The 20,968-nt window shown below is 66.6% G+C and carries 17 protein-coding genes; 5 read left to right on the forward strand and 12 right to left on the reverse strand.

Translation table 11 applies throughout. The annotated features are described in order from the left end of the window. Positions 1-15 precede the first annotated feature (15 nt). Entirely contained in the window at positions 16-1,743 is a 1,728-nt protein-coding gene (polX, locus tag L1088_RS03915; RefSeq protein WP_234553812.1) for a DNA polymerase/3'-5' exonuclease PolX, read from the forward strand. On the opposite strand, the gene L1088_RS03920 is transcribed toward polX, so the two are convergent. From L1088_RS03920 to L1088_RS03940, 5 genes are all read right to left on the reverse strand, one after another. After that, entirely contained in the window at positions 1,721-2,383 is a 663-nt protein-coding gene (locus L1088_RS03920) for a uracil-DNA glycosylase (protein WP_234553813.1), read from the reverse strand. The genes polX and L1088_RS03920 overlap by 23 nt on opposite strands. Before the next feature lie 52 nt (positions 2,384-2,435). Continuing rightward, on the reverse strand, positions 2,436-3,821 hold the full coding sequence (locus L1088_RS03925; protein ID WP_234553814.1) for a hypothetical protein: 1,386 nt from the start codon (positions 3,819-3,821) through the stop codon (positions 2,436-2,438). 295 nt (positions 3,822-4,116) lie between these two features. Beyond that, on the reverse strand, positions 4,117-4,635 hold the full coding sequence (locus tag L1088_RS03930) for a LuxR C-terminal-related transcriptional regulator (protein ID WP_234553815.1): 519 nt from the start codon (positions 4,633-4,635) through the stop codon (positions 4,117-4,119). A gap of 39 nt (positions 4,636-4,674) precedes the next feature. Further along, the gene (locus L1088_RS03935) at positions 4,675-6,159 is read right to left on the reverse strand and encodes a PxKF domain-containing protein (RefSeq protein ID WP_234553816.1); all 1,485 of its coding nucleotides are present in this window, start codon (positions 6,157-6,159) and stop codon (positions 4,675-4,677) included. Positions 6,160-6,261: 102 nt separating this feature from the next. Further along, complete coding sequence (locus tag L1088_RS03940) at positions 6,262-7,827, reverse strand: acyl-CoA carboxylase subunit beta (RefSeq protein WP_234553817.1); 1,566 nt, start codon at positions 7,825-7,827, stop codon at positions 6,262-6,264. A 65-nt stretch (positions 7,828-7,892) separates the two neighbouring features. On the opposite strand from L1088_RS03940, the gene L1088_RS03945 reads away from it, so the two are divergent. Continuing rightward, complete coding sequence (locus L1088_RS03945; protein WP_234553818.1) at positions 7,893-8,321, forward strand: hypothetical protein; 429 nt, start codon at positions 7,893-7,895, stop codon at positions 8,319-8,321. 48 nt (positions 8,322-8,369) lie between these two features. Here the strand turns inward: L1088_RS03945 and L1088_RS03950 are convergent, their stop codons facing one another. From L1088_RS03950 to L1088_RS03960, 3 genes are read right to left on the reverse strand one after another with little or no spacing between them, the layout of a single operon-like run. Beyond that, complete coding sequence (locus tag L1088_RS03950; protein ID WP_234553819.1) at positions 8,370-9,311, reverse strand: electron transfer flavoprotein subunit alpha/FixB family protein; 942 nt, start codon at positions 9,309-9,311, stop codon at positions 8,370-8,372. Positions 9,312-9,321: 10 nt separating this feature from the next. Further along, complete coding sequence (locus L1088_RS03955) at positions 9,322-10,065, reverse strand: electron transfer flavoprotein subunit beta/FixA family protein (RefSeq protein WP_234553820.1); 744 nt, start codon at positions 10,063-10,065, stop codon at positions 9,322-9,324. Between the two features lie 13 nt (positions 10,066-10,078). Beyond that, positions 10,079-11,224, reverse strand: coding sequence for an acyl-CoA dehydrogenase family protein (locus tag L1088_RS03960; RefSeq protein ID WP_234553821.1), 1,146 nt, complete (start codon positions 11,222-11,224; stop codon positions 10,079-10,081). 100 nt (positions 11,225-11,324) lie between these two features. Here L1088_RS03960 and L1088_RS03965 point away from each other — a divergent pair, with 100 nt between their 5' ends. Genes L1088_RS03965 through L1088_RS03975 form a run of 3 tightly spaced genes read left to right on the forward strand, consistent with a single transcriptional unit; the run spans position 11,325 to position 15,709 of the window. Further along, positions 11,325-14,219, forward strand: coding sequence for an ATP-binding protein (locus L1088_RS03965; RefSeq protein WP_234553822.1), 2,895 nt, complete (start codon positions 11,325-11,327; stop codon positions 14,217-14,219). Next, positions 14,197-14,586: a response regulator transcription factor gene (locus tag L1088_RS03970; protein ID WP_051913555.1), complete on the forward strand. Its 390-nt coding sequence runs from the start codon at positions 14,197-14,199 to the stop codon at positions 14,584-14,586. The genes L1088_RS03965 and L1088_RS03970 overlap by 23 nt, the downstream gene beginning before the upstream one ends. A 46-nt stretch (positions 14,587-14,632) precedes the next feature. Beyond that, on the forward strand, positions 14,633-15,709 hold the full coding sequence (locus tag L1088_RS03975; protein WP_234553823.1) for a TRAP transporter substrate-binding protein: 1,077 nt from the start codon (positions 14,633-14,635) through the stop codon (positions 15,707-15,709). Positions 15,710-15,778: 69 nt separating this feature from the next. Here L1088_RS03975 and fdhF read toward each other — a convergent pair whose 3' ends face one another. Genes fdhF through galK form a run of 4 tightly spaced genes read right to left on the reverse strand, consistent with a single transcriptional unit; the run spans position 15,779 to position 20,962 of the window. After that, positions 15,779-17,818, reverse strand: coding sequence for a formate dehydrogenase subunit alpha (fdhF, locus tag L1088_RS03980; RefSeq protein ID WP_326490751.1), 2,040 nt, complete (start codon positions 17,816-17,818; stop codon positions 15,779-15,781). Next, complete coding sequence (locus L1088_RS03985) at positions 17,818-18,420, reverse strand: 2Fe-2S iron-sulfur cluster-binding protein (RefSeq protein ID WP_234553825.1); 603 nt, start codon at positions 18,418-18,420, stop codon at positions 17,818-17,820. Before L1088_RS03985 ends, fdhF begins: the two co-directional genes overlap by 1 nt. Next, positions 18,410-19,882, reverse strand: a complete 1,473-nt coding sequence (locus L1088_RS12415; RefSeq protein ID WP_267961010.1) for an NADH-ubiquinone oxidoreductase-F iron-sulfur binding region domain-containing protein — start codon at positions 19,880-19,882, stop codon at positions 18,410-18,412. Before L1088_RS12415 ends, L1088_RS03985 begins: the two co-directional genes overlap by 11 nt. Positions 19,883-19,918: 36 nt before the next feature. After that, entirely contained in the window at positions 19,919-20,962 is a 1,044-nt protein-coding gene (galK, locus tag L1088_RS04000) for a galactokinase (protein WP_234553826.1), read from the reverse strand. Between the last annotated feature and the right edge of the window lie 6 nt (positions 20,963-20,968).

Consider the following 20,968-nt stretch of genomic DNA (forward strand, 5'->3'; position numbering starts at 1 on the left):
CCGTATAGTGAGGGCATGAGGAACCAGGAGCTGGCCCGCCTCTTTGAGGAGATCGGGCTCATGAGCGAGTTCTTGGGGGATAACCCCTTTAGGGTGCGGGCCTATTACCAGGCGGCTCGCACCCTGTATGACCTGGATACTCCCATTGAGGAGGTGGCCAAGGGAGGAAGGGAAGCCCTGCTGGCCCTTCCCGGGATTGGGCCCGATCTGGCGGAAAAGATCTTGGAGTTTATCAAAACCGGGGAGATTAGAAAGCACCGGGAGCTTGCAGAGCGGGTGCCAAAGGGGGTTTTGGCGGTGATGGAGGTGCCCGGGGTGGGGCCCAAGACTGCCCGGCAGCTCTACGACGAGCTGGGCATCGACTCCCTGGAAAAACTAAGGGAAGCCCTGGATAGGGGCGATCTCCTTCGCCTGAAGGGCTTTGGCCAGAAGAAGGCCGAGCGCATCCGAGAGGGCCTGGCCCTGGTGCAGGTGGCGGGCAAGCGAAGGCCCTTGGGAGCGGTGCTTTCCTTGGCGAGAAACCTCCTTGCTGCCATCTGGGATCTGCCCGGGGTGGAGAGGGCGGAACTTTGCGGGTCCGCCCGACGGTATAAGGACACGGTGGGGGACCTGGACTACCTGGTGGCCAGCGAAAGAAGCGAGGAGGTGGTGAAGGCTTTTGTGAAGCTTCCTCAGGTGAAGGAGGTGTACGCCCAGGGCAAGGAGCGGGCCACGGTGTTTTTGAAAAACGGCCTCCAGGTGGACCTGAGGGTGGTGCCGCCCGAGAGTTGGGGCTCCGGGCTCCAGTACCTCACGGGGAGCAAGGAGCACTCCATCCGGCTCCGGGGCCTTGCCCAGGAAAGGGGTTTGAAGCTTTCCGAGTACGGGCTTTTCCGCGGGGAGGAGCGCCTGGCTGGGGAGACGGAGGAAGGGATTTATGAAGCCCTGGGCCTCCCCTTCATCCCCCCACCCCTTAGGGAGGACCACGGGGAGATCGAGGCGGCCCTCGAGGGCCGTCTTCCTACCCTTCTGGAGCTTTCCCAGGTGAAGGGGGACCTCCAGGTCCACTCCACCTACTCCGATGGGCAAAACTCCTTGGAGGAGCTCTGGGAGGCGGCCAAGGCCCTGGGCTACGAGTACCTGGGGGTCACCGATCACTCCCCGGCGGTGCGGGTGGCGGGGGGGCCTTCCCCGGAAGAGGCCCTGAAGCGCATCGAGGCCATCCGCCGCTTCAACGAGGGCCACGGCCCCCCCTACCTGCTGGCGGGGGCCGAGGTGGACATCCGGCCCGATGGTTCCCTGGACTACCCGGACTGGGTTTTGCGGGAGCTGGATCTGGTCCTCATTTCCATCCACTCAAGCTTTAAGCTTTCCAAGGCCGAGCAGACCAAGAGGATCCTACGGGCCCTGGAGAACCCCTTCGTGCACGTGCTGGCCCACCCCACGGCCCGCTTGATCGGCCGGAGGCCCCCCATCGAAGTCGACTGGGAGGCCATCTTCCGCAAGGCCAAGGAGCGGGGGGTGGCGGTGGAGATCGACGGCTACTACGACCGCATGGACCTCCCCGACGACCTGGCCCGGATGGCCTACGGGATGGGGCTTTGGATCAGCCTCTCCACCGACGCCCACCAAGTGGATCACCTGCGCTTCATGGAGCTAGCGGTGGGCACGGCGCAAAGGGCCTGGATCGGACCCGAGAGGGTGCTGAACACCCTCTCCTACGAAGACCTTATGGCTTGGCTCAAAGCCCGGCGAGGGCCTTAGCCCTTAGGAGGACTTCCAGGAACATCTCCCGGGTGAGCCGGCCCGTCTGGGTGTTCTGCCGGGAGACGTGGTAGCTGGCGAGGAGGTGCCTCCCCTGGGGCAGGGGGTAGTGGGCCCCGTGGAAGAAGGGGTGGGCCGACTTCTTCAGGCCGAAGTGGTCCAGGAGGGCCTCGAGGGCCACCCTTCCCAGGGCGAGGTAGACCCGGGCCTCCGGCAAAAGCCCAAGCTCCACCCGGGTCCAAGCGCTGCAGGCCAGGAGCTCCTCCCGGGTGGGCTTGTTCCCCGGCGGGGCGCAGCGCACGGCCGCGGTGAGGTAGACCCCCAAGAGCCTGAGGTCGTCCCCGGGTTCGCTCTCCGGCTTGCTGGAAAGCCCCGCCTGGTGAAGGAGGGGGTAAAGGAAGGCCCCGGAGGCGTCCCCGGTGAAGGGACGGCCCGTGCGGTTGGAGCCGTGGGCCCCGGGGGCCAGGCCGAAGAGAACCAGCCGGGCCTGGGGGTCTCCGAAGCCGGGGACGGGCCGGGCCCAGTAGCTCTCCCCCCAGTGGGCCCGTTTGGTTCCCGCCACTCCCTCCCGCCAGGCCACCAGGCGGGGGCAGAGGCGGCAGGCGGTGAGGGATTGGCGGAAGGCGTCGAAGCGGTTCATACTCCCAAAGGATAACCCCCGGGCCGAAGCCCGGGGGAGCGGACTAGGGCCTCTACTCGCTGCAGTGCCCGGGCCCGATGTAGCCCTCGTTGTACCGGGCCAGGAGGTCGGCGTACTGGCGGGCTTGGTTAGTGAGGTTGCGGGAGAAGGGACCGCTAGGCGTGTAGGTGGAGAAGTATTCGTTGGCCCAGGCCAGGGCCACCTCCACTTCCGACGGGGTGGCCGCCCCATTCAGCTTGTTCAGCGTGGCGGCGATGAACTGGTGCGCCAGCTGGTAGTAGGGGTTGCCCCCGGAAGGCGGGGTCCAGAGCACCTGGTAGTAGGTCTGGCCCGAGCGGTAGAAGAGGGTGTCCTCACCTGCGTTGGCGATCCGGTCCCAAGTCTCGTCCCGAGGTTTGGCGGGACCGTACTTGGTGTGGGTCTTCCAGTACCCCTGGGTGAGGGTGCAGCCTAAGGCACAGGCAGGCACCCGCACGTTCACTGTCCAGGAGGAGGAAACGGAGGTGTTCGTGGTGCTTGTGGTTAAGGTGGCGGTGTTGGTGAAGGCGTAGTAGGCATCTTGGGGCTGGCACCGGTAGGGGCCAACGTCCAGGGTGTAGGAGAAGGTTTGAGGAGCTTCAGCGAAGGTCACCGTGCCCAGGTTCCCGTAGCGGTCGTCGGATACCTGCACGCTTCCGTCCACCACGTTCGTAGGTTCACCGAAGGCCACGGGGGCGGTGGCGGTGGCGGTGCGGACCCGCTCTTCTCCCTGGCGCACGTAGTTCACGGTGGCGGTGTTGGTGCGCCCGACCTTGTCGAGGAGGTTTGCGCTGTAGCTGCAACTCATGGTGCCTCCCGGCGCCAAGGTGAAGGGCAAGGCCTCGCAGCTCACGCTGGCGGCGATCTCTGGGGAAATCACATCGGATACGCTCTGCACCACGAAGGTGATGGGAGTGTTGTTGCGGATGGTGATGGTGCCGCTGACGGCGAAGTCCCGTTCTTCAAAGCGGCTAACAGCCACCCGCACCGTGTAGCTTACAGGGAAGACCTGGCCTTCGCTCAAGGTGATTTCGTTGTGGCTTCCCGTCTTTTGGATCTCCCAGTAGTACTGGCGGGTATAGGTGGTGCGGGCGTCCTTTTCAGCGGCGAGGCGGTACTCCCAACAGAAGGTCACATGGCTAATCGCGGGGATTTGGCCAGAGTTAGGGTGGTCGGGAGCCCGCAGGCCGCTTCCCGAGGTGGCAGGGGGATCATAGAGGTAGATGTTGGCGCCGGGGCCGCCTTTCACGATGACAGCGCTCATGGCGATGTTCGCAGACCAGTCAACAAAGCGACCGTCCCCAGAGAAGCTTACGGTGACGGTGTTGCCGTAGCTGTCCAGAGAATAAGTGCCGTTAAGGGGCGGGTCTATCTTATAGGCCCCGTCAAAGGGGATTCCTGCCTGGCTGCACTCTTCCACTGCGTTTCCGGATTGCCAGGTGGGCTTAGGGATGACCTGGGGAGAACTGGAGGCTACTGCGGCAGAGCCTAACCCTTGTTCTGCAGGCGCTTTACCCATCTGCCCGCCGCAAGCCGCGAGGATCAACGCCAGGGCTACCCCCGCTAGAAACCCGGCGCTTCTTTTGCTTAGCATAAAGGCCTCCTTTCGATTTCATTGTCCCCGAGGTGAAGAGAGGCTACAACCGGCCTTTGGTCTAGGTTTAATTCGCTAAAAGTCCTAGGACGATTTGGATGGAAGTCTGACGTGCCTCTGCTCAGAAGAGAAAGCGCATGTGGGCCAGCTGCGTTCGCTTCTTCACCCCGAGTTTCTGGAAGACTACGGAGAGGTGGGCCTTCACCGTTTTAACAGAGATGCCAAGCTCCTTGGCGATCTCCTCGTTGCTGAGGCCGATGGCGGCCAAGCCGGCCACTGCCTTTTCCCTTTGTGTGAGGTGGGGGAAGGGCTCCCCCACCAAAGCGGCCACCACCCGCCTCTCTGCCCAAACTTCCCCTTGGGCCACGGCCTTGAGGGCCTTTTCTAGGACCTCGAGGCCCTGTTCCGGGTACAGGTAGCCCCTATACCCCTTCCTCAGGGCTTGGGTTGATTGGCCCGGGTCCTTGAGGAGGATCACCGTGGGCACCGGCGGCGGGGCGTGGACCTCCCGGTCCACCTCCACCAGGCCCACCTGGGCCAGGAGGGGGTGTTCCACCATCTCGAAGCCCCGGGCCTTCAGGGCCTCTGCCAAGGCTTCCTGCTCGGCGTAGATGGGAAGCTGGAGCCAGACCTTCACCATGGCCTAGCCCCAGTTTACCCAGATTCCCTGGTTTTACCCTTAGCGGGTGAGGTTGAAGTAGGTCTCCGCCAGGGGGATGTCCGCGTAGGAGACCGTGGTGCGGTAGCACCCCAAGCTCCAAGCCGTCTGGGTCTTCAGGTTGAAGATGTAGTGGCCGCTGTCGGGATCATAGCGCCAGGCGGTGGAGCCGGTGGGGTAGTCGTTGCCCTGCGTTTCCTCCCCGGTCAGGGCGCTGCAGCTGCTGACATAGCGCAACACCAGCCGCAGGCCGTCGGCCAGATCGGTGGCGGGTGTGCCGTCGGCGTAGGTGGGTGGGTAGAACTTGTGGGGGATGGCGGAGCTCCGCTTGTGGGCGCTATACGGGGCGGCCATGCGCAAGGGGGGTAAGAAGCTTGCAGGGTTCACGTTCAGGGTCACGAATACCTGGAAGCTGGCCTGGCTCTCGTTGGGGGGAGGGGGTGCGGCGCTTACGGGGGCGCGGTAGGTGGCGCTGTCCCGGGCGGTGCAGACCACGGTCTGGGTGGCCCCGATGGGGATGTAGCTCCCCTCCGCAGGGGTGCAGGTCACGGTCACGGGCTCCGAAACGCCGTTCGGGTCGCTAGCGGAAATGCCAAGATCCGCAAGGTTTAGGGCCCATCCCTGGATGTTCTGGGCGATCCGGGTCGCGGTGCCGCTGGGCACTCCAAAGAAGATGGGCGGGGTCGAGTCCTCCACGTATACGGGGAAGCTCGCGCTGGCGGAAAGTCCCCCGGAGTCGGTTACGGAGCAGGTCACCGTGGTTTCGCCGATGGGGAAGAGGGTACCGCTTGTGGGGGTGCAGACCACGCTCCCCGTGAGGTCCCCGTTCTCGAGGTCCGTGGCCGTGACCGAGAAGGCCACCTGGGCCCCGGCGGGGCCGGTGGCCTCTGCCAGGACGAAGTTGGGCACGGTGAGGGTAGGGGGCGTGTTGGAGGGAGGGGGGTCGGTGGCAGGGCAGGGGTTGAAGCTCACGTGGACGGTGACCTCGGACTGCCCAGGAGGTGTCTGGAGCCTTCCGGGACCGGAGCTGGGCTGGGGATCCCGGGGCTCCACCGTAAAGGCGCTGGTGCCCGTGGCAGGGGAACCCCCATTCCGCACGGTGAGCGTCACCGTTTTGGGCTGGTCGCTGGCGCTTTGGAAGGTGACGGTGGCTTCATCCGACCCCACCCATGCCCCTGCCTCGTGGGCCCAGGTGGTGTAGACCTTGAAGGAGGCAGGGTAGGCCTGCGCAGGCGGTGTCTTGATGGCGTAGCTCACCTGCACCGTGCTGGGAGCCCCGTTGGCGCAACCGTCCACCGCCAAGGGAGTGGTCTGGGAGCCCACCACGGAGGCCAGCTGGCCCTCGAGGTTCCCCTGGGGCCGGAGGGGTGCCGCCGCGGCCTTGGGGGCAGGGATTCCTTCGGTTACCACGATCTCCTGCGGCCCCACCTCCCCTTGTGGCCCAGAACAAGCGGCGAGGACGAGGAGGGTTAGTCCGCCGATAAAGGCTTGTCCATAGGTCTTCATTTCTGCTTGACCTCCCGTTCATATCCAGGCTAGGCCAGCCGCCGCCTCCAAGGAAACGGCCCAAAGTCCTAGGACTTTGGGCCCACCTGCGCTTCGGGGAGCTCATAGGGGGATGTTGTCGTGCTTCTTGTAGGGCCTTTCCTCCTTCTTGTCCCAAAGCATCTTGAGGTGCTGGTAGAGGAGGCGCCTCGTGTGGGCGGGGTCGATGACGTCGTCGATGTAGCCCCGGCCCGCCGCCACCCACGGGTTGTCAAAGGCCCGGCGGTACTCCTCGATCTTGCGGCGGCGGGTCTCCTCAGGGTTGGGGGAGGCCTGGATCTCCCGGCGGTAGATGATGTTGGCCGCCCCCTCGGCCCCCATCACCGCCACCGCCGCCGTGGGCCAGGCCAGGACCACGTCCGCCCCCATGTCCTTGGAGTTCATGGCCAGGTAGGCCCCCCCGTAGGCCTTGCGGGCGATGAGGGTGATCTTGGGCACCGTGGCCTCGGCGTAGGCGAAGAGCATCTTGGCCCCGTGGCGGATGATGCCCCCGTGCTCCTGGGCCACCCCGGGCAGGAACCCGGTCACGTCCACCAGGGTGAGGAGGGGGATGTTGAAGGCGTCCATGGTGCGGATGAAGCGGGCGGCCTTGTCCGAGGCGTTGATGTCCAGGGCCCCGGCCATGAAGCGGGGGTTGTTGGCAATGACCCCCACGGGGTAGCCGCCAAGCCTTCCCAGGCCCACGATGATGTTCCGGGCGAAGCCCGGCTGGATCTCCAAAAACTCCCCCTCGTCCAGGAGGGTCCTGATGACCTGGTGCATGTTGTAGGGCCTTTTGGCATCCGGATGGACGATCTCCAGGAGCTCCGGAGTGGGGCGGTGGGGGTCGTCCTTGGGCTCCAGGACTGGGGGTTTTTCCCGGCTGTTTTGCGGCAGGTAGGAGAGGAGCTTTTTGATGAGGTCCAGGACCTCCTGGTCGTTTTGGCCTTCCAGGTGGGCCACGCCGCTTTTTTCCATGTGCACGTCCGCCCCGCCCAGCTCCTCAAAGCTCACCTCCTCCCGGGTCACGCTCCGGATCACCTCGGGGCCGGTGATGAACATGTAGCTGGTCCCCCGGCTCATGAGGATGAAGTCGGTCATGGCCGGGCTGTAGACCGCTCCCCCGGCGCAGGGGCCCAGGATGGCGGAGATCTGGGGCACCACCCCGGAGTAGATGGCGTTGCGGTAGAAGACCTCGCCGTAGCCGGAGAGGCTGTCCACCCCTTCTTGGATGCGGGCCCCGGCGGAGTCGTTGAGGCCGATGATGGGGGCCCCCACCTTGGCCGCCAGGTCCATGAGGCTGGCGATTTTGCGTCCGTGCATCTTGCCCAGGGAGCCGCCCAAGACGGTGAAGTCCTGGCTGAAGAGGAAGACCAGGCGGCCCCCGATGGTGCCGTAGCCCGTCACCACCCCGTCGGCCGGGGCCTCGAGGCCCTCCATGAGCCCGGTTTCCAGGTGCTCGGCGAAGGGCATGAGCTCCACGAAACTTCCCGGGTCCAAAAGGTATTCTATTCGCTCCCGGGCGGTGAGCTTGCCCTGCTGGTGTTGCTTTTGGATGCGGTCCTTGCCGCCGCCCAGGAGCACCTTTTTGCGCCGCTCTTCCAGTTCGGCAAGAAGTTCGTCCAGGATGAGTCGGGCGTTGTCGGCCATACTGGCCGCATGATACACTAAGAAGCCGGGCATCGTTCCAGCTTGCTTGGCCTGGCAAGGAGGTGATGCGCGTGAGGCGATGGTTGACGTATGCCCTGCTGCTCGTGGTGGCCTTCTTCCTGGGGTGGGTGGGCTACCGCGAGTACGTCTGGTTACAGGCCCTCGAGGGCCGGGTAGCCTCCTTGGAGGCGCGGCTTTCCGCCCAGGAAGATGGGCTAAGGGGCTTGGCCGACCGGGTGGGCAAGCTGGAAGGGGAGGTTTTTAAGGCTCCTGCACCGCCCCTTTCCCTGCCTGCGGTCCCCGAGGCGCCCGGCGTCCCCGCCTGGCCTTACGCCGTGGGCGTGGTGGTGGTGGCCTTGCTCCTCTACCTCCTGCTGCGGATGCTCCAGGGTGGGGGAAGGGCCCGGGCGACAGAGGGGACCAAGGGGGAAAACGAGCTCCACAGCGAAATCTCCCGCATGGAGGACGAGGGAGCCCCTCCTTCCAAGGGATAAAGAAACCAGCCCGCTGAGGGGCTGGTCGGGCAGGGGTTTCCCCGCCCCTTAGTCTTTGAGCTTCTTCACCGCCTGGATGAGGGCGGGTAGGACCTGGTGTACGTCCCCCACGATGCCGTAGTCCGCCTGCTTGAAGATGGGGGCCTCGGGGTCTTTGTTCACCGCCACGATGAACTTGCTCTTGTTCATCCCTGCCAGGTGTTGCACCGCTCCGGACACGCCCAAGGCAATGTAGAGGGAAGGCTGCACCGTCTTGCCGGTCTGGCCCACCTGCTCGGCGTACGGGCGCCAGCCCGCGTCCACCACCGCCCGGGTGGCCCCCACCGCCCCCCCGAGGAGGAGGGCTAGCTCCTCCACCTTTTGGAAGGCCTCGGCGCTTCCCATCCCCCGGCCCCCGGTGACCACCACGTCGGCCTCGGTGAGGGAGACGCCCTTCTTCTCCTCCTGTACCCGTTCCAGCACCTCCACCGTGGGCACCGAGGGCACGCTCAGGGCCACCACCTCGCCCTGGCCCCCCAAGGGCTCCGCCAAGGGGGTGGTGTTGGGCTTCACCGTGAGGACCGCGGGGAGGCCGCTTCGCACCTTTTGGGTCACCCGGTTCAGGTAGGCGTAGCGGGTGGCGTAGACCCATTCCCCTTCCGTCCAGGAGTCCAGGGTGTCCTCCAGAAGCCCCGCCTTGAGGGCATAGGCCACCCGGCCCAGGTAGGCCCGGCTCTGCCTCGAGGAGGGCACCAGGATGACCTTGGCCCCAGCCTTGGCCGCTTCCAGCACCCCAGCCGCCCACTGCTCGGCGGTGTAGGGGCCGAGCTCGGCCACGTAAAGGGTGTCCACGTAGCCTCGGGCCTCCTCCACGGGGGCCGGGCCTTCCGCGAGAAGCACCCCTGCCACCTTCGCTCCCAGGGCCTCGGCCAGCTTCCGGGCCCGGGTGAGGGCCTCGAGGCTTCCTTTCCTCAGCTTGCTTCCGTCGTGGTCCAGCACCACCAGGATCATGGGCTACCTCCTAGATGACCTTGGCTTCCTCGTGGAGAAGCCGCACCAGCTCCTCTGCCGCCGCCACCGGGTCCTTGCCGTCCAGCACCTTTTGCAGGCGAGCTTTTTCCTGAATGCTTTCCTCCAGGATCTCCACCCTGGCCCCACCCTGGAAGGCCACCTTGCGGATCTCCTTCTTCTTGGCCTTCATGATGCCGGGCAGGGTGGGGTAGCGGGGCTCGTTCAGGCCTTGTTGCGTGGTGAAGACGGCAGGAAGCCGGACCCTCACCCACTCCGCTCCCTCGTCCAGGTCGTGCTTGGCCCGGGCGGTTTCCCCCTCCAGCTCCAAAGCCGTGGTCCAGGCCACCACCGGCACCCCCAGGGCTTCGGCCAGGGCGGCCCCCAGGGCCTGGCTGTCCCAGTCCGCCTGCTGGCCTCCGGTGAGGACCAAGGTGGGGGCTTCCTCCTTCAGCACCGGGGCTAAGGCCTCGGCCACGGTCACCGGGTCGGCGTAGCCCTCAAAGACCACGTGCACGCCCCGGTCCATGCCCATGGCCAAGGCGGTGCGGATGGCTTCCTCGGTGCGCTCGGGGCCGAACCCCACCACCACCGCCTCCCCCCCGTGCTTTTCCTTGAGGCGCAGGGCTTCCTCCACCCCGTACTCGTCCATCTGGTCCAGGATCAGGGTGGCCCCTGAGAGGTCCACCCGTCCTCCCTGGATCTTCAGCCTGCTCTCCCCGTCGGGTACCTGCCGGATGACCGCCACGACCTTCATCCTTTGCCTCCTTTCACTCCGCCAGGAGATGCCTGGCGATGATGAGCCTCTGGATCTCGTTGGTGCCCTCGTAGATCTGGTTGAGCTTCACGTCCCTAAGGAGCTTTTCCACTGGGAACTCCCGCACGTACCCGTAGCCCCCGTGGATCTGGATGGCCTGGTTGGCGGCCTCGAAGGCCACCTCCGAGGCGTAGGCTTTGGCGATGGCGCTGGCGTGGGCGTGGGGAAGGCCCTGGTCGGCCAGCCAGGCGGCGTAGTAGGTGTACATGCGGGCGGTTTCCAGACCGATGGCCATGTCCGCCAGCTTGAACTGGATGGCCTGAAACTGGGCGATGGGCTGGCCAAAAGCCTCCCGTTCTTTGGCGTACTTCTTGGCCTCGTCCAGGGCCCGCCGGGCTACTCCCACGCTGCCTGCGGCCACGGGGATGCGGGTTTTGTTGAGGGTGTTCATGGCGATCTTGAAGCCCTCGCCCTCCTCCCCCAGGCGGTTGGCCACGGGCACCTTCACGTCCTCAAAGACGAGTTCGTAGGTGCCGGAGGCCCTTTGCCCCAGCTTGCCGTGGATTTTGACGGCGTGGAAGCCAGGGGTACCCCGCTCCACCACCAGGGCCACCACCCCCTTGTGGCGGAGCTCGGGGTTCAGGGTGGCGAAGACCACCACCCACTCCGCCTCGCCCCCGTTGCTGATCCACATCTTGGTGCCGTTCAGCACGTAGTGGTCCCCCTGGCGCACCGCTTTGGTCTTGAGGGCGGCGGCGTCGGAGCCGTTGCCGGGCTCGGAGAGGGCGAAAGCGGCTAGGGCCGGTTTTTCCGTGAGGGGCCTCAGGAAGCGCTCCTTTTGCTCCTCCGTGCCCGCTAAGAGCACCGGGGTGATGCCCAGGTCGCTGGCCATGGGGATGGTGTAGATGCCCATGCAGGCGTAGGCCAGCTCCTCCCCCACGATGACCTCGTCCAGCATCTTGAGGCCCATGCCCCCGTAGGCCTCGGGGATGATGGCGTTCAGGAGGCCTACCTCGTGGAGCTTCTCTATGACCGGCCAGGGCACCTCTTCCTTCTCGTCGTACTCCTGGGCCACGGGGAGGATCACCTCCTTGGCGAAGCGCCGGGCCAGGGCCTGGAGCTGCTTCTGCTCTTCGGTAAGGCGGAAATCTATGGGCATGGCTTCCCTCCTGGAAGGCCAAGGGGCCCTACTCTTTGACCAAGTCTAAGATTTTGCCCTTCCCCTTGCAACCCCGGCCCCATGCTACCATTGGAGGCAGATGAGACTCGGGGGACAGATGGAGGTTCTAGGCCGCTTTCAGCGGGCGTTGCTGAAGGACCTGGAGCCGGTGCAAATTTTGCGCAACCTCTTGGAGGTGGCCACGGAGGAGGGGGTGGAACGGGCGGCCCTCTTCCTTTATCACCAAGAGACCCGCGAGCTTATGGGTGAGGTGGCCTCGGGGCGGGGAAGGCACTATACGGTCTCCGCCATCGCCCTGCCCCTTTACAGTAAGGGCCCGGTGCAGGAGGCCTTCTTCGCCGAGGGGCCCGTGAAGCGTGGCCAGGAGTGGCTCCTGCCGGTGGTGGGGGAGGAGGCGGCGTTTTGCTGGTCCGAACCCGACACTCGGTGCAGCGCACGTCCCAAGGCCTCCCAGGACACCCGCGCCCTGGTGTGCCCCTCCTGCAGCCGCTTTGCCCCCAAGGGGGTGCTGAGCCTGGAAGGGGTGCCCCAGTTCCTGGTTCCCCTGTTGCCCCTCTTGGCGCAGCTCACCGCCCTGGCCTTGAAAAACGGGGAGCTTTTGGCCGAGCGAAACCAGGCTCTAGGCCGCCTCTCCCGTCACGTGGAGGCCCTTTCCCACGTGAGCGCCCTGGCTCGGGAGGTGGCCAAGGCCCTCGAGCCTGGCGCGGTGCTGGAGACCTTGGCCCGGGCTCTTTCCGAACGGTTTGGTTTCTATCGGGTCACCGTGGCCTTGGTGCGGGGAGACCGGTTGGAGGGCCACCTCACGGTGAAGGGCGAGGAGCTCTTTTGGACCGAGGGACGCAGCCGCATCCACCTTCCCGTGGGCTCTTCCTCGGACCCGTTGGCGAGGGCGGTGCGGGAGCGCCGCACCCTGGTCTTGAAGCGCACGGACCTGCCTCCCCTTGTTGCCCAGGATACGGGTCCCAACGTGGCCTTCGTGCCCATTATGGCGGAGTCCGAGCCTTTGGGCGTGGTGGCGGTGGACCAAGGCCCTGGCGGGCCACCGGTGAGCGAGGATGAGGTGCGCTACGTGGAGCTCCTCACCGGGGTGGCGGGGGTGGCCTTGCGGAACGCCCAGCTCTACCGGGAGAAGACCCAGCTTTCCTTGGCCCTAGCGGCGGAGCGTAGGCGGCTTTCCCAGGTGCTGGAAGAGCTTCCCGATGGGGTTGTGGTCTTCTTCGGGGACCGGGGGTTTGCCAACGGCCGGGCGCGGCAGGCTTTGTCCGTGGGGGCGGAGCTGGGCCTCGAGGACCTCCCCGCCTCCCTGACCCCTGCCCTGGAAGGAGGAAGGCTGGAGGCCAGCCTGCACGGGTCCACCTACAGCGTGCGCGGGCGGCAGGTGGGGGAGATGCGCATCCTGGTTCTCCACGACATCACCGAGCGCACCCGGATGGAGCGGGCCCTCCGGGACCAGGTGGCCTTCACCCAAGCCCTGGTGGACGTGGCCCAGGCGGCGCTACGCCAGGGGAGCTTGCGGGCGCTGGCCGAAGCCATTGTGCAGCGGCTCAAGGCCCTCTTCGCCGCGGACGAAGGGCTTTTGCTGGCGGAGGGCGAGGGGGTGCGGGAGGTGCACTTTAGCACCTGTGCCCTGCCATCTGAGCTTCCCAAGCCCAACCTCCTGGAGCAGGCCTTCTCGGAGGAAAGCCCCTTGGGGGTGGAGGTGTTAGGGCCCAGGGACTGCGCCCTGGCTGCAGCCTTGGGCTTGAGGAGCGCCCTGGTGGTGCCTTTTCGGGTGGGTGGGTTCCGGGGGGGGCTTTTGTTGGGCTACCGCCAGGAGCGCCGTTTTTCCGAGAGGCTCCTTTCCCGCTTGACACAGGTGGGCACCCTTCTCGCTCTGGTTCTGGAGAAGGCCCGCTTCCTGGAGCTCTTGGAGGCGGAGGAGGACCGGCTCAAGGCCCTCTTGGAGCACTCCCAAGACGTCGTGTACGTGCTGGACCGGGAGGGGATCGTTCGCTTTGTGAGCGCCAGCGTGCGGGCCGTGCTGGGCTACGATCCGGAGGGCTACAAGCGGGCTTCCCTACAAGGCTTGGAATTTGTGCATCCCGAGGATCGGGAACTGGCAGAGGAGCTTTTCCGAGAGCTGCTCGCTCACCCGGGCGAGGTTCGCACCGGCGAGTTTCGCGTGCTCCACGCCAGTGGGATCCCCATTCCGGTGGAGGCTTGGGGAAGGAACCTGCTGGATGAACCCAGGGTGCGCGGGGTGGTGGTGAACCTCAGGGACCTTAGGCCCCGCCTCGAGGCGGAGCGCCTCAAGGGCGAGTTCATCGCCGCGGTGAGCCACGAGCTGCGCACACCCTTGGCGGTGATCATGGGGTTGGCGGAGCTGTTGCGGGAGGAGCCCCTGTCGGAGGGTGCCCAGGAGTCGGTGGAGCTCATACTGGAAAGCGCCTTCCGCCTGAAGACCATGGTGGACAACCTCCTGGACACCAGCCGCCTCGAGGCGGGCCGCTTCGAGGTGGCGAGAAGGCCCGTGAACCTTAAGCCCCTCCTCCTGGACCTGGCCAGGAGCTTCCAGGGCGTGGCCCGGCTTTCGGGGGTGGAGTTCCGCGTGGAGGTGGCCGAGCTGCCCGTGATGGAGGCCGACCCTGACCGCCTGGTGCAGGTGGTGGGCAACCTGCTCAGCAACGCCTTCAAGTTCACCCCCCCAGGGGGGGAGGTGCGCCTTGCGGCCCAAGTGGAAGGGGAAGACCTGGTCTTGGAGGTGGCGGACACCGGTCCGGGGATCCCCAAGGAGGAGCTCCCGAAGCTGTTCCAGCGCTACGCCCGTGCCAAGAACGCCAGCGCCCGGGGGGTTGCGGGCACAGGGCTTGGGCTATTCATCTCCAAGCACATCGTGGAGGCCCACGGGGGGCGGATCGAGGTGGAGAGCGAGGAAGGCAAGGGGAGCCTCTTTCGGGTTATCCTACCCTTGTATGGCCCGCATCCTGCTGGTTGAGGACGAGCCTTTGGTGGCCCATATGGTGCGGCGTATGCTAGAGCGGGCCGGCCACCAGGTGGACTGGGCTCCCTCGGGGAAAACGGCCTTGGAGAAGCTGCCCGGCGCCTACGACCTGGTGGTGTGCGATCTGGTGATGCCGGGGGTGTCCGGGATAGAAGTCATCCGGCGGGTGCGCGCCTTGGGCAACACCCCGGTGCTGGCGCTTTCTGCCAGTGTTTCCGCAAGGAGCCAGCAGGAGGCCCTCGAGGCCGGTGCCCAGGCTTTCTTGGGCAAGCCCTTTGAGGGGCAAACCCTCTTGACCCACGTGGAGCGCCTCCTCTTCAACCCCCGTGATCAGGCTGAGTCCGGAGGCCAAGGGGGTTAGCCCTACAGGTCCACGTCGCGATACACTCAGAGGCGAAGGAGAGCTTATGAACCGCAGAAGCTTTCTCAAGCGGGCGGGAGTGGGGCTCACGGTCAGCCTTTCCTACACGGCCTTCGCACAAGCAGCCCCCCAGGTGCGCTGGCGCCTGGTGTCCAGCTACCCTAAGAGCCTGGATACCTTGTACGGGGGTGCCGAGGACCTGGCCAAAAGGGTAGCGGAGCTCACCGAAGGCCGCTTCCAGATCCGCGTCTTCCAAGCGGGGGAGATCGTGCCGGGCGGCCAGGTGCTGGATGCGGTGCAGCAGGGGACCGTGGAGGCCGGGCATACCTACGGCCCCTTCTACGTGGGCAAGAATCCAGCCCTGGCCTTTGACGGCGGGGTGCCCTTCGGCATGACCTACCGTCAGCACAACGCCTGGATGCGCTACGGCGGGGGGTTGGAGCTGTTGCGCCAGGTCTACGCCGACTTTGGCGTGCTGCAGTTCCCCGGAGGCAACACCGGGGCGCAGATGGGGGGGTGGTTCCGCAAGGAGGTCAAGGCCTTGGCCGACCTCAAAGGGGTGCGCATGCGGATCCCTGGCCTCGGGGGCATGGTCATGGGGCGGCTCGGGGTGGTGCCCCAGACCCTGGCCGCCGGGGATATCTACCCGGCCTTGGAGCGGGGCACCATAGACGCCACCGAGTTCTCCGGCCCCTACGACGACGAAAAGCTGGGCTTCTACAAGGTGGCCAAGTATTACTACTACCCTTCCTTCTGGGAACCCTCGGCCCAGCTTTCCTTCCTGGTTTCCCAAAGGGAGTGGCAACGCCTTCCCAAGGAGTTCCAGGAGGCCTTCCAGGTGGCGGCTGCCGAAGTCAACCTCACCATGATGGCCAAGTACGACGCCCAGAACCCCCCGGCCCTGCAGCGGCTTTTGAAGGCGGGGGTGCGGCTGCGCCGCTGGCCCGCGGAGATCATGAAGAAGGCCCTCGAGGAGACGCAGGGCCTTTACGAGGAGCAGGCGGCCAAGGATGCCACCTACCGCAAGGTCTACTCCGCCTACTGGGCCTTCCGTGCCGAGCAGTTCCGCTGGTTCGCCGTGGCGGAGCTGGGTTACGAAAGCTTCGCCTTCCCCAGCGCCTGAGGGAGGGTGAGGCCGTGCCCCACCCGTTTGGCCGGGCCCCCGCGCGAACGGCGTCCCTGTGGGGTGGTACTAATCCACCTTTTCCAGCCGCACCGCGCTCACCTTGTACTCAGGGATGCGGCTGATGGGATCCAGGGCGTCCAAGGTCAAGCGGTTGGCCGGGGCCTCGGCGAAGTGGAAGGGGGCGTAGACCACACCTTCTGGGGTGCGGTCTGTCACCCAGGCCTTGGCCCGGATGCGGCCCCTGCGGCTCACCACGTAAACGGGCTCGCCATCGGTTAGGCCAAGCCTTTGCGCATCCTTGGGGTTGACCTCCACCTTGAGCTCTGGGTACGCCTCTTGGAGGCGGCTGTTGCGGCTTAAGGTACCTCCGTGCCAGTGGAAGAGGACCCGGCCCGTGGAGAGGGTCAGGGGGTACGCTTCCGAAGGGGTTTCCGCAGGGGAGGTAAAGTGCACAGGGAAGAAGCGGGCCTTGCCCGAGGGGGTGTTGAAGCGCTCCCGGAAGAGCACCGCTTCTCCAGGATGCTCTTCAGAGGGGCAGGGCCAGCGCACCCCTTCCCGCTCCAGCCTCGGGTAGTTGATTCCTCCCATCATCTCGGGGAGGGCTTGACGTATCTCCTCCCAAATCCCCTCCGGGCCCTCGTAGACCTTCCAGGGGCGGCCCAGGGCCTGGGCCAGCCTCCGCCCCAGCTCTTGGGTGATCCACCAGTCGGGCCGGACCTCCCCGGGGGGGTCTAAAAGCAGCCGCACTCGCTGCACCCGGCGGTCGGTGTTGGTGAAGGTGCCGTCCTTTTCCAGGAAGCTGGCGGCGGGAAGGACCACGTCGGCAAAGGGGGTGGTCTCGTTTTCCAGGATGTCCTGGACGATGAGGAAGGGGAGGCGTTCCAGCTTGGCCTTGAGGTGGTCCTGGTGGGGCTCGCTGGTGACGGGATCCTCCCCGATGAGGTAGATGGCCTCCACTTCTGGGATGGCCTCATACACCTCGGTCATGCGCAGGCCGGGGTCGGGGTTCAAGGGGGTTGCCCAAAGGGCTTCGAAGCGCCTTATGGCTTCCTGGTCCGCCACTTTCCAATACCCTGGGAGGACATCGGGCAAAGCCCCCATGTCCCCGGCTCCTTGCACGTTGTTCTGGCCTCGCAAGGGGTTCAGGCCTGCGCCCTCCTTCCCCACCTTGCCTGTGAGCAGGGCCAGGTTCACCAGGGCCTGGGCGGTGGCGGTGCCCTTGGTGTGCTGGGTCACCCCCATGGCCCAGTAAGCCCCGGCCCGCTCTGTGGTGGCGTAGAGCCTGGCGGCCAGGGCTATCTTCTCCTTTTCCACCCCCGTGAGGCGCTCGGCCTCCTCGAGGGTGTAGGCTTCCAGGGAAGCCCGCCACTCGGCGAAGCCCTCGGTGCGCGCCTCCACGTAGGCCCGGTCCCAAAGGCCCTCCTCCAGGATGAACCGGGCTATGGCGTTGAGGAGGAAGAGGTCGGTGCCGGGGCGCACCCGGAGCCAAAGGGTGCTGGCCTCCGCCATCCCCGTGTACCGGGGGTCCACCACGATCATCTGGGCCCCTTGGCGAACGCGTTTCTTGATCATAGCTCCGATGACCGGGTGGGTTTCCGTGGTGTTGGAGCCCACCACCAGGAAGAGGTCTGTTTTCCAGATATCTTCCAGGGGGTTGGTCATGCTGGCCCCGCCCAGGGAGCGGTTCAAAGCGGCGGTAGAGGAGGAGTGGCAAAGCCTTGCGCAGTGGTCCACGTGGTTGGTGCCGAGGAGGACCCGGGCCAGCTTCTGGGCCAGGTAGACCTCCTCGTTGGTGGTTTTGGCGGAGGGGAAGACGGCCAGGGCCTCTGGGCCTCGGCGCCCGAGCACCTCTAGTAGCCTTCTTGCCGCGAAGTCCAAGGCCTCCTCCCAGGTGGCCCGACGCAAAGGGGCACCCTTCCGCTCCCGCACCATGGGGTAGAGGAGGCGCTTTCCGGAAAAGGGGAAGTCCAGGCCGAAGCGCCCCTTGACGCAAAGGGCCCCATGGTTGGGAGGGATGTCGGGGGCCAGCACTTGGAGGATGCGGTTTCCTTGGATTTCGGGCTCCACCTGGCAGCCCACGCCGCAGTAAGGGCAGGTGGTGCGCATCATCCCACCTCCAGGGAGAGGGGCCTTAGGGCTCCCGTGGGGCAGACTTGGACGCAGTTGCCGCAGAAGACGCAGGGGGTTTCCGGAAGGGGCCGGTCCAGGGGAGTGGTGGGGTGGGCCAGGAGGCCCCTGCCCTCCAGGGTGAGGGCGTAGACCCCCATGATCCCATCCCCGCAGGCGTCCACGCAGCGGCGGCAGTTCACGCATTTGGCGTAGTCCCGGAGGTAGAAGGGGTTATCCTTCAAGACCTCGCGTCCCCGCCTCCTGGGTACCTCCCCCCAGCGTTCGGGCTCCGCTCCGTACCGCTCCATGAGGGCCAGGAGGTCTGGGGCTTGGGCGAGGTCGGTGGTAAGGGCTAGCCACTCCAGAAGGGTTTTCCGGAGGGTCCTGAGCCCCTCTGTTTCCGTCCGCACCTCCATCCCTTCCCGGGCCTCGGTGGCGCAGGCGGGGACGAGGCGGCCATCGGCCTCCACCAGGCACAGCCGGCAAAGCCCCCGGGTTTCCGTGTGGGGGTGGTGGCAGAGGGTGGGCACCTCGGCCACCTCCAAAAGGAGCGCTCCGGGACGCGCCTCCACTTCCTTGCCGTTCACCCTAAGCCGCACCTTCCACCTCCAAAAGGCTTTGGTACGCCCAGAAGGCCGACTGGCCGAGGCCGCAGAGGCTTCCTTTCATGGTGGCGACCAGGTCGGCCACCAGGCTGGGGTTTCGCTCCCGCCGCTTCACCATCTCCACCTGCACCGCGGTGCCCAAGGGACAGGGGAAGCACTTGCCGCAGGACTCCTCCTGGAAGAAGTGGGCGAGGCCCAAGAGCACCTCCCACAGGTCCACGCCCTCGCCAAAGGCCACCAAGGCGCCCGCTCCCAGGGGAAGCTTCTCCCGGTAGCGCAAGGGTAAGGCCCAGTCCCGGGTGAAGACCCCCGCCGCCCCTCCCAGGAGGACCGCTTTAAGCTCCCCTGGCTCCCCGCCCGCCCGCCGCAAGGCCTCCCCTAAGGGGGTGCCCAGGGGAAGCTCGTAGAGGCCTGGCCTTTCCACGTCCCCGCTTAGGGAGAAGAGCTTGGGCTCCCGGGCCCGCCAGGCTGCGGGGCCTTCCCGCAGGATGAGGGGGAGGTTGGCCAGGGTTTCCACGTTCTGCACCAGGGTGGGCCTGCCCCATAGGCCCCGCTCCACCGGGAAGGGGGGCTTGAGGCGGGGCTCGGCCCGCCGGCCCTCCATGGACTCCAAAAGGGCGGTTTCCTCGCCGCAGATGTAGAGGCCGCCGCTGCGAAAGACCTCGAGGGGCACCGGCGCAAGCCCGGCCTCCTCCAGCTCCCCAATGGCCTTCTCCAGCCCCCGGATGGCGGCCTCGAACTCCTCCCGCACGTAGAGGTAGGCCCGCTCCGCCCCGATGGCCCAAGCGGCCAAGAGGGCGCCCTCCAGGACCAAAAAGGGGTGGTGCTCCAGGAGGAAGCGGTCCTTGAAGTTCCCGGGTTCGGACTCGTCGGCGTTCACCACCAGGTACCGGGGGGGCTCCCCCCGGGCCACGGCCCGCAGCTTCAGGTGGGTGGGGAAGGCGGCCCCGCCCCGGCCCAGGAGCCCTGCCTCCTCCACCGCCTGGAAGAGGGCTTCCGGCGTCAGGTGCCCCTTTTGCAGGGCCTCCAGGGCCTTTAGCCCCCCTAGGGACCGGTACTGGGCCAGGCTTTCCACGGGCTCTGGGGGCAGAAGCCGCTCCCCGTGGCCTAGGGCGAAGGGGAGCCGGAACTCGGCGAAGGGGACGAGGCGCCCCTCCCACTCCACGAAGCGCCCCTTGGGCGTGAAGCGCAGGTAGCTGGGGGCGAGGGCCTCGAGGCCCAAGGGGGGATAGGTCCCGTCCGCCTTTGCCCTTAGCCCGGCGAACCCCCGCGCCCGGGCCACGGGGTCGTCCACCAAAAGCCTGCCTTGGGGTAGGCCCCGGTACCGGGGGTAGTAGCGGACCACCCCCCAGGCCTGGGCCAGGGGCACCCCCGCCAGGCGGGCGGCCTCCGCCACCTTCTCCTCCGTGAGGGGCAGGCGTTCGTCCAGGAGGGGGAGGAGGCTGGGCTTTCCCATGCCCTTAGCTTACCCGGCCGAAGGGGGCTGCTCCGTTCAGAGGATGCGCAGCTGGGGGAAACCGGCGTGGAGGGCCCTCTGAAAATCCTCCACCCGCCCCTCGGGCACCAGGGCTACCACCGCCCCGCCGAACCCTGCCCCCGTAAGCTTGGCCCCGTAGGCCCCGGCCTCCAAGGCCGCCTCCACCAGGGCGTCCAGCTCGGGAAGGCTCACCTCGTAGTCCTGGGAAAGGGAGCGGTGGCTTTGAGTCATGAGCTCGCCGAAAGCCTTGACATCCCCTCTTCGGAGCGCCTCTACCCCCCTTAGCACTCGGAGGTTTTCCCCCACGATGTGCCGGGCCCGTTTGTCCAAGGGGGAGGGCAGGCTTTCCACCAGGCAGAGGTCGGCCACGTCCCGCAATGAACGCACCCCAAGCCTTCTGGCGGCCTCCTCCGCCTCCTGCCGCCTCTCGTTGTACCCCGCCTCCGCCAGGCGGCGCCCAAGCCCCAGGTCCAAGACCACCACCCGCACCCCAGGGGGCAGGGGAAGGTTTTCGTGGGCCAGGGTGCGGGTGTCCAGGAAAAGGGCTTTGCCCGCCTCCCCGAGGCTGGCGGCCATCTGATCCATGATGCCACAGCGCACCCCCACGTAGTCCACCTCGGCCTTCTGGGCCAGAAGGGCCACCTCCAGGTCGCTTAGGGGCAGGCGGAAGAGGGCGCGGAGGGCCTTGAGGGCGGCCACCTCCAGGGCGGCGGAGCTGGAGAGGCCGGCCCCCGTGGGCAGCTCGCTCCGGATGTACAAACGGGCTCCCGGCACGGGATGCCCGGCCTCCCTCAGCGCCCAGACCACCCCCAGGAGGTAGTCCAGGAAGTCCCCCTGGGGGGGGCTTCCTAGGGGCCTGGCCCTGAGCTCCTTCAGGGTTTCGCTGTAGGCCTCCACCCGCCCCTCCGCCCGGCCCGCTTCCACCCGGGTGAGGTAGGGGAGGGGGGTGGGGAGGACATAGCCCTCTTGGTAGTCGGTGTGCTCCCCCAGCAGGTTCACCCGCCCCGGGGCCTGGGCGCTGGCCTCCGGCAGGACGCCGAACACTTCTTGGAACCCCATGCCTCC

Source organism: Thermus caliditerrae, from assembly GCF_021462525.1.
GTDB lineage: Bacteria > Deinococcota > Deinococci > Deinococcales > Thermaceae > Thermus > Thermus caliditerrae.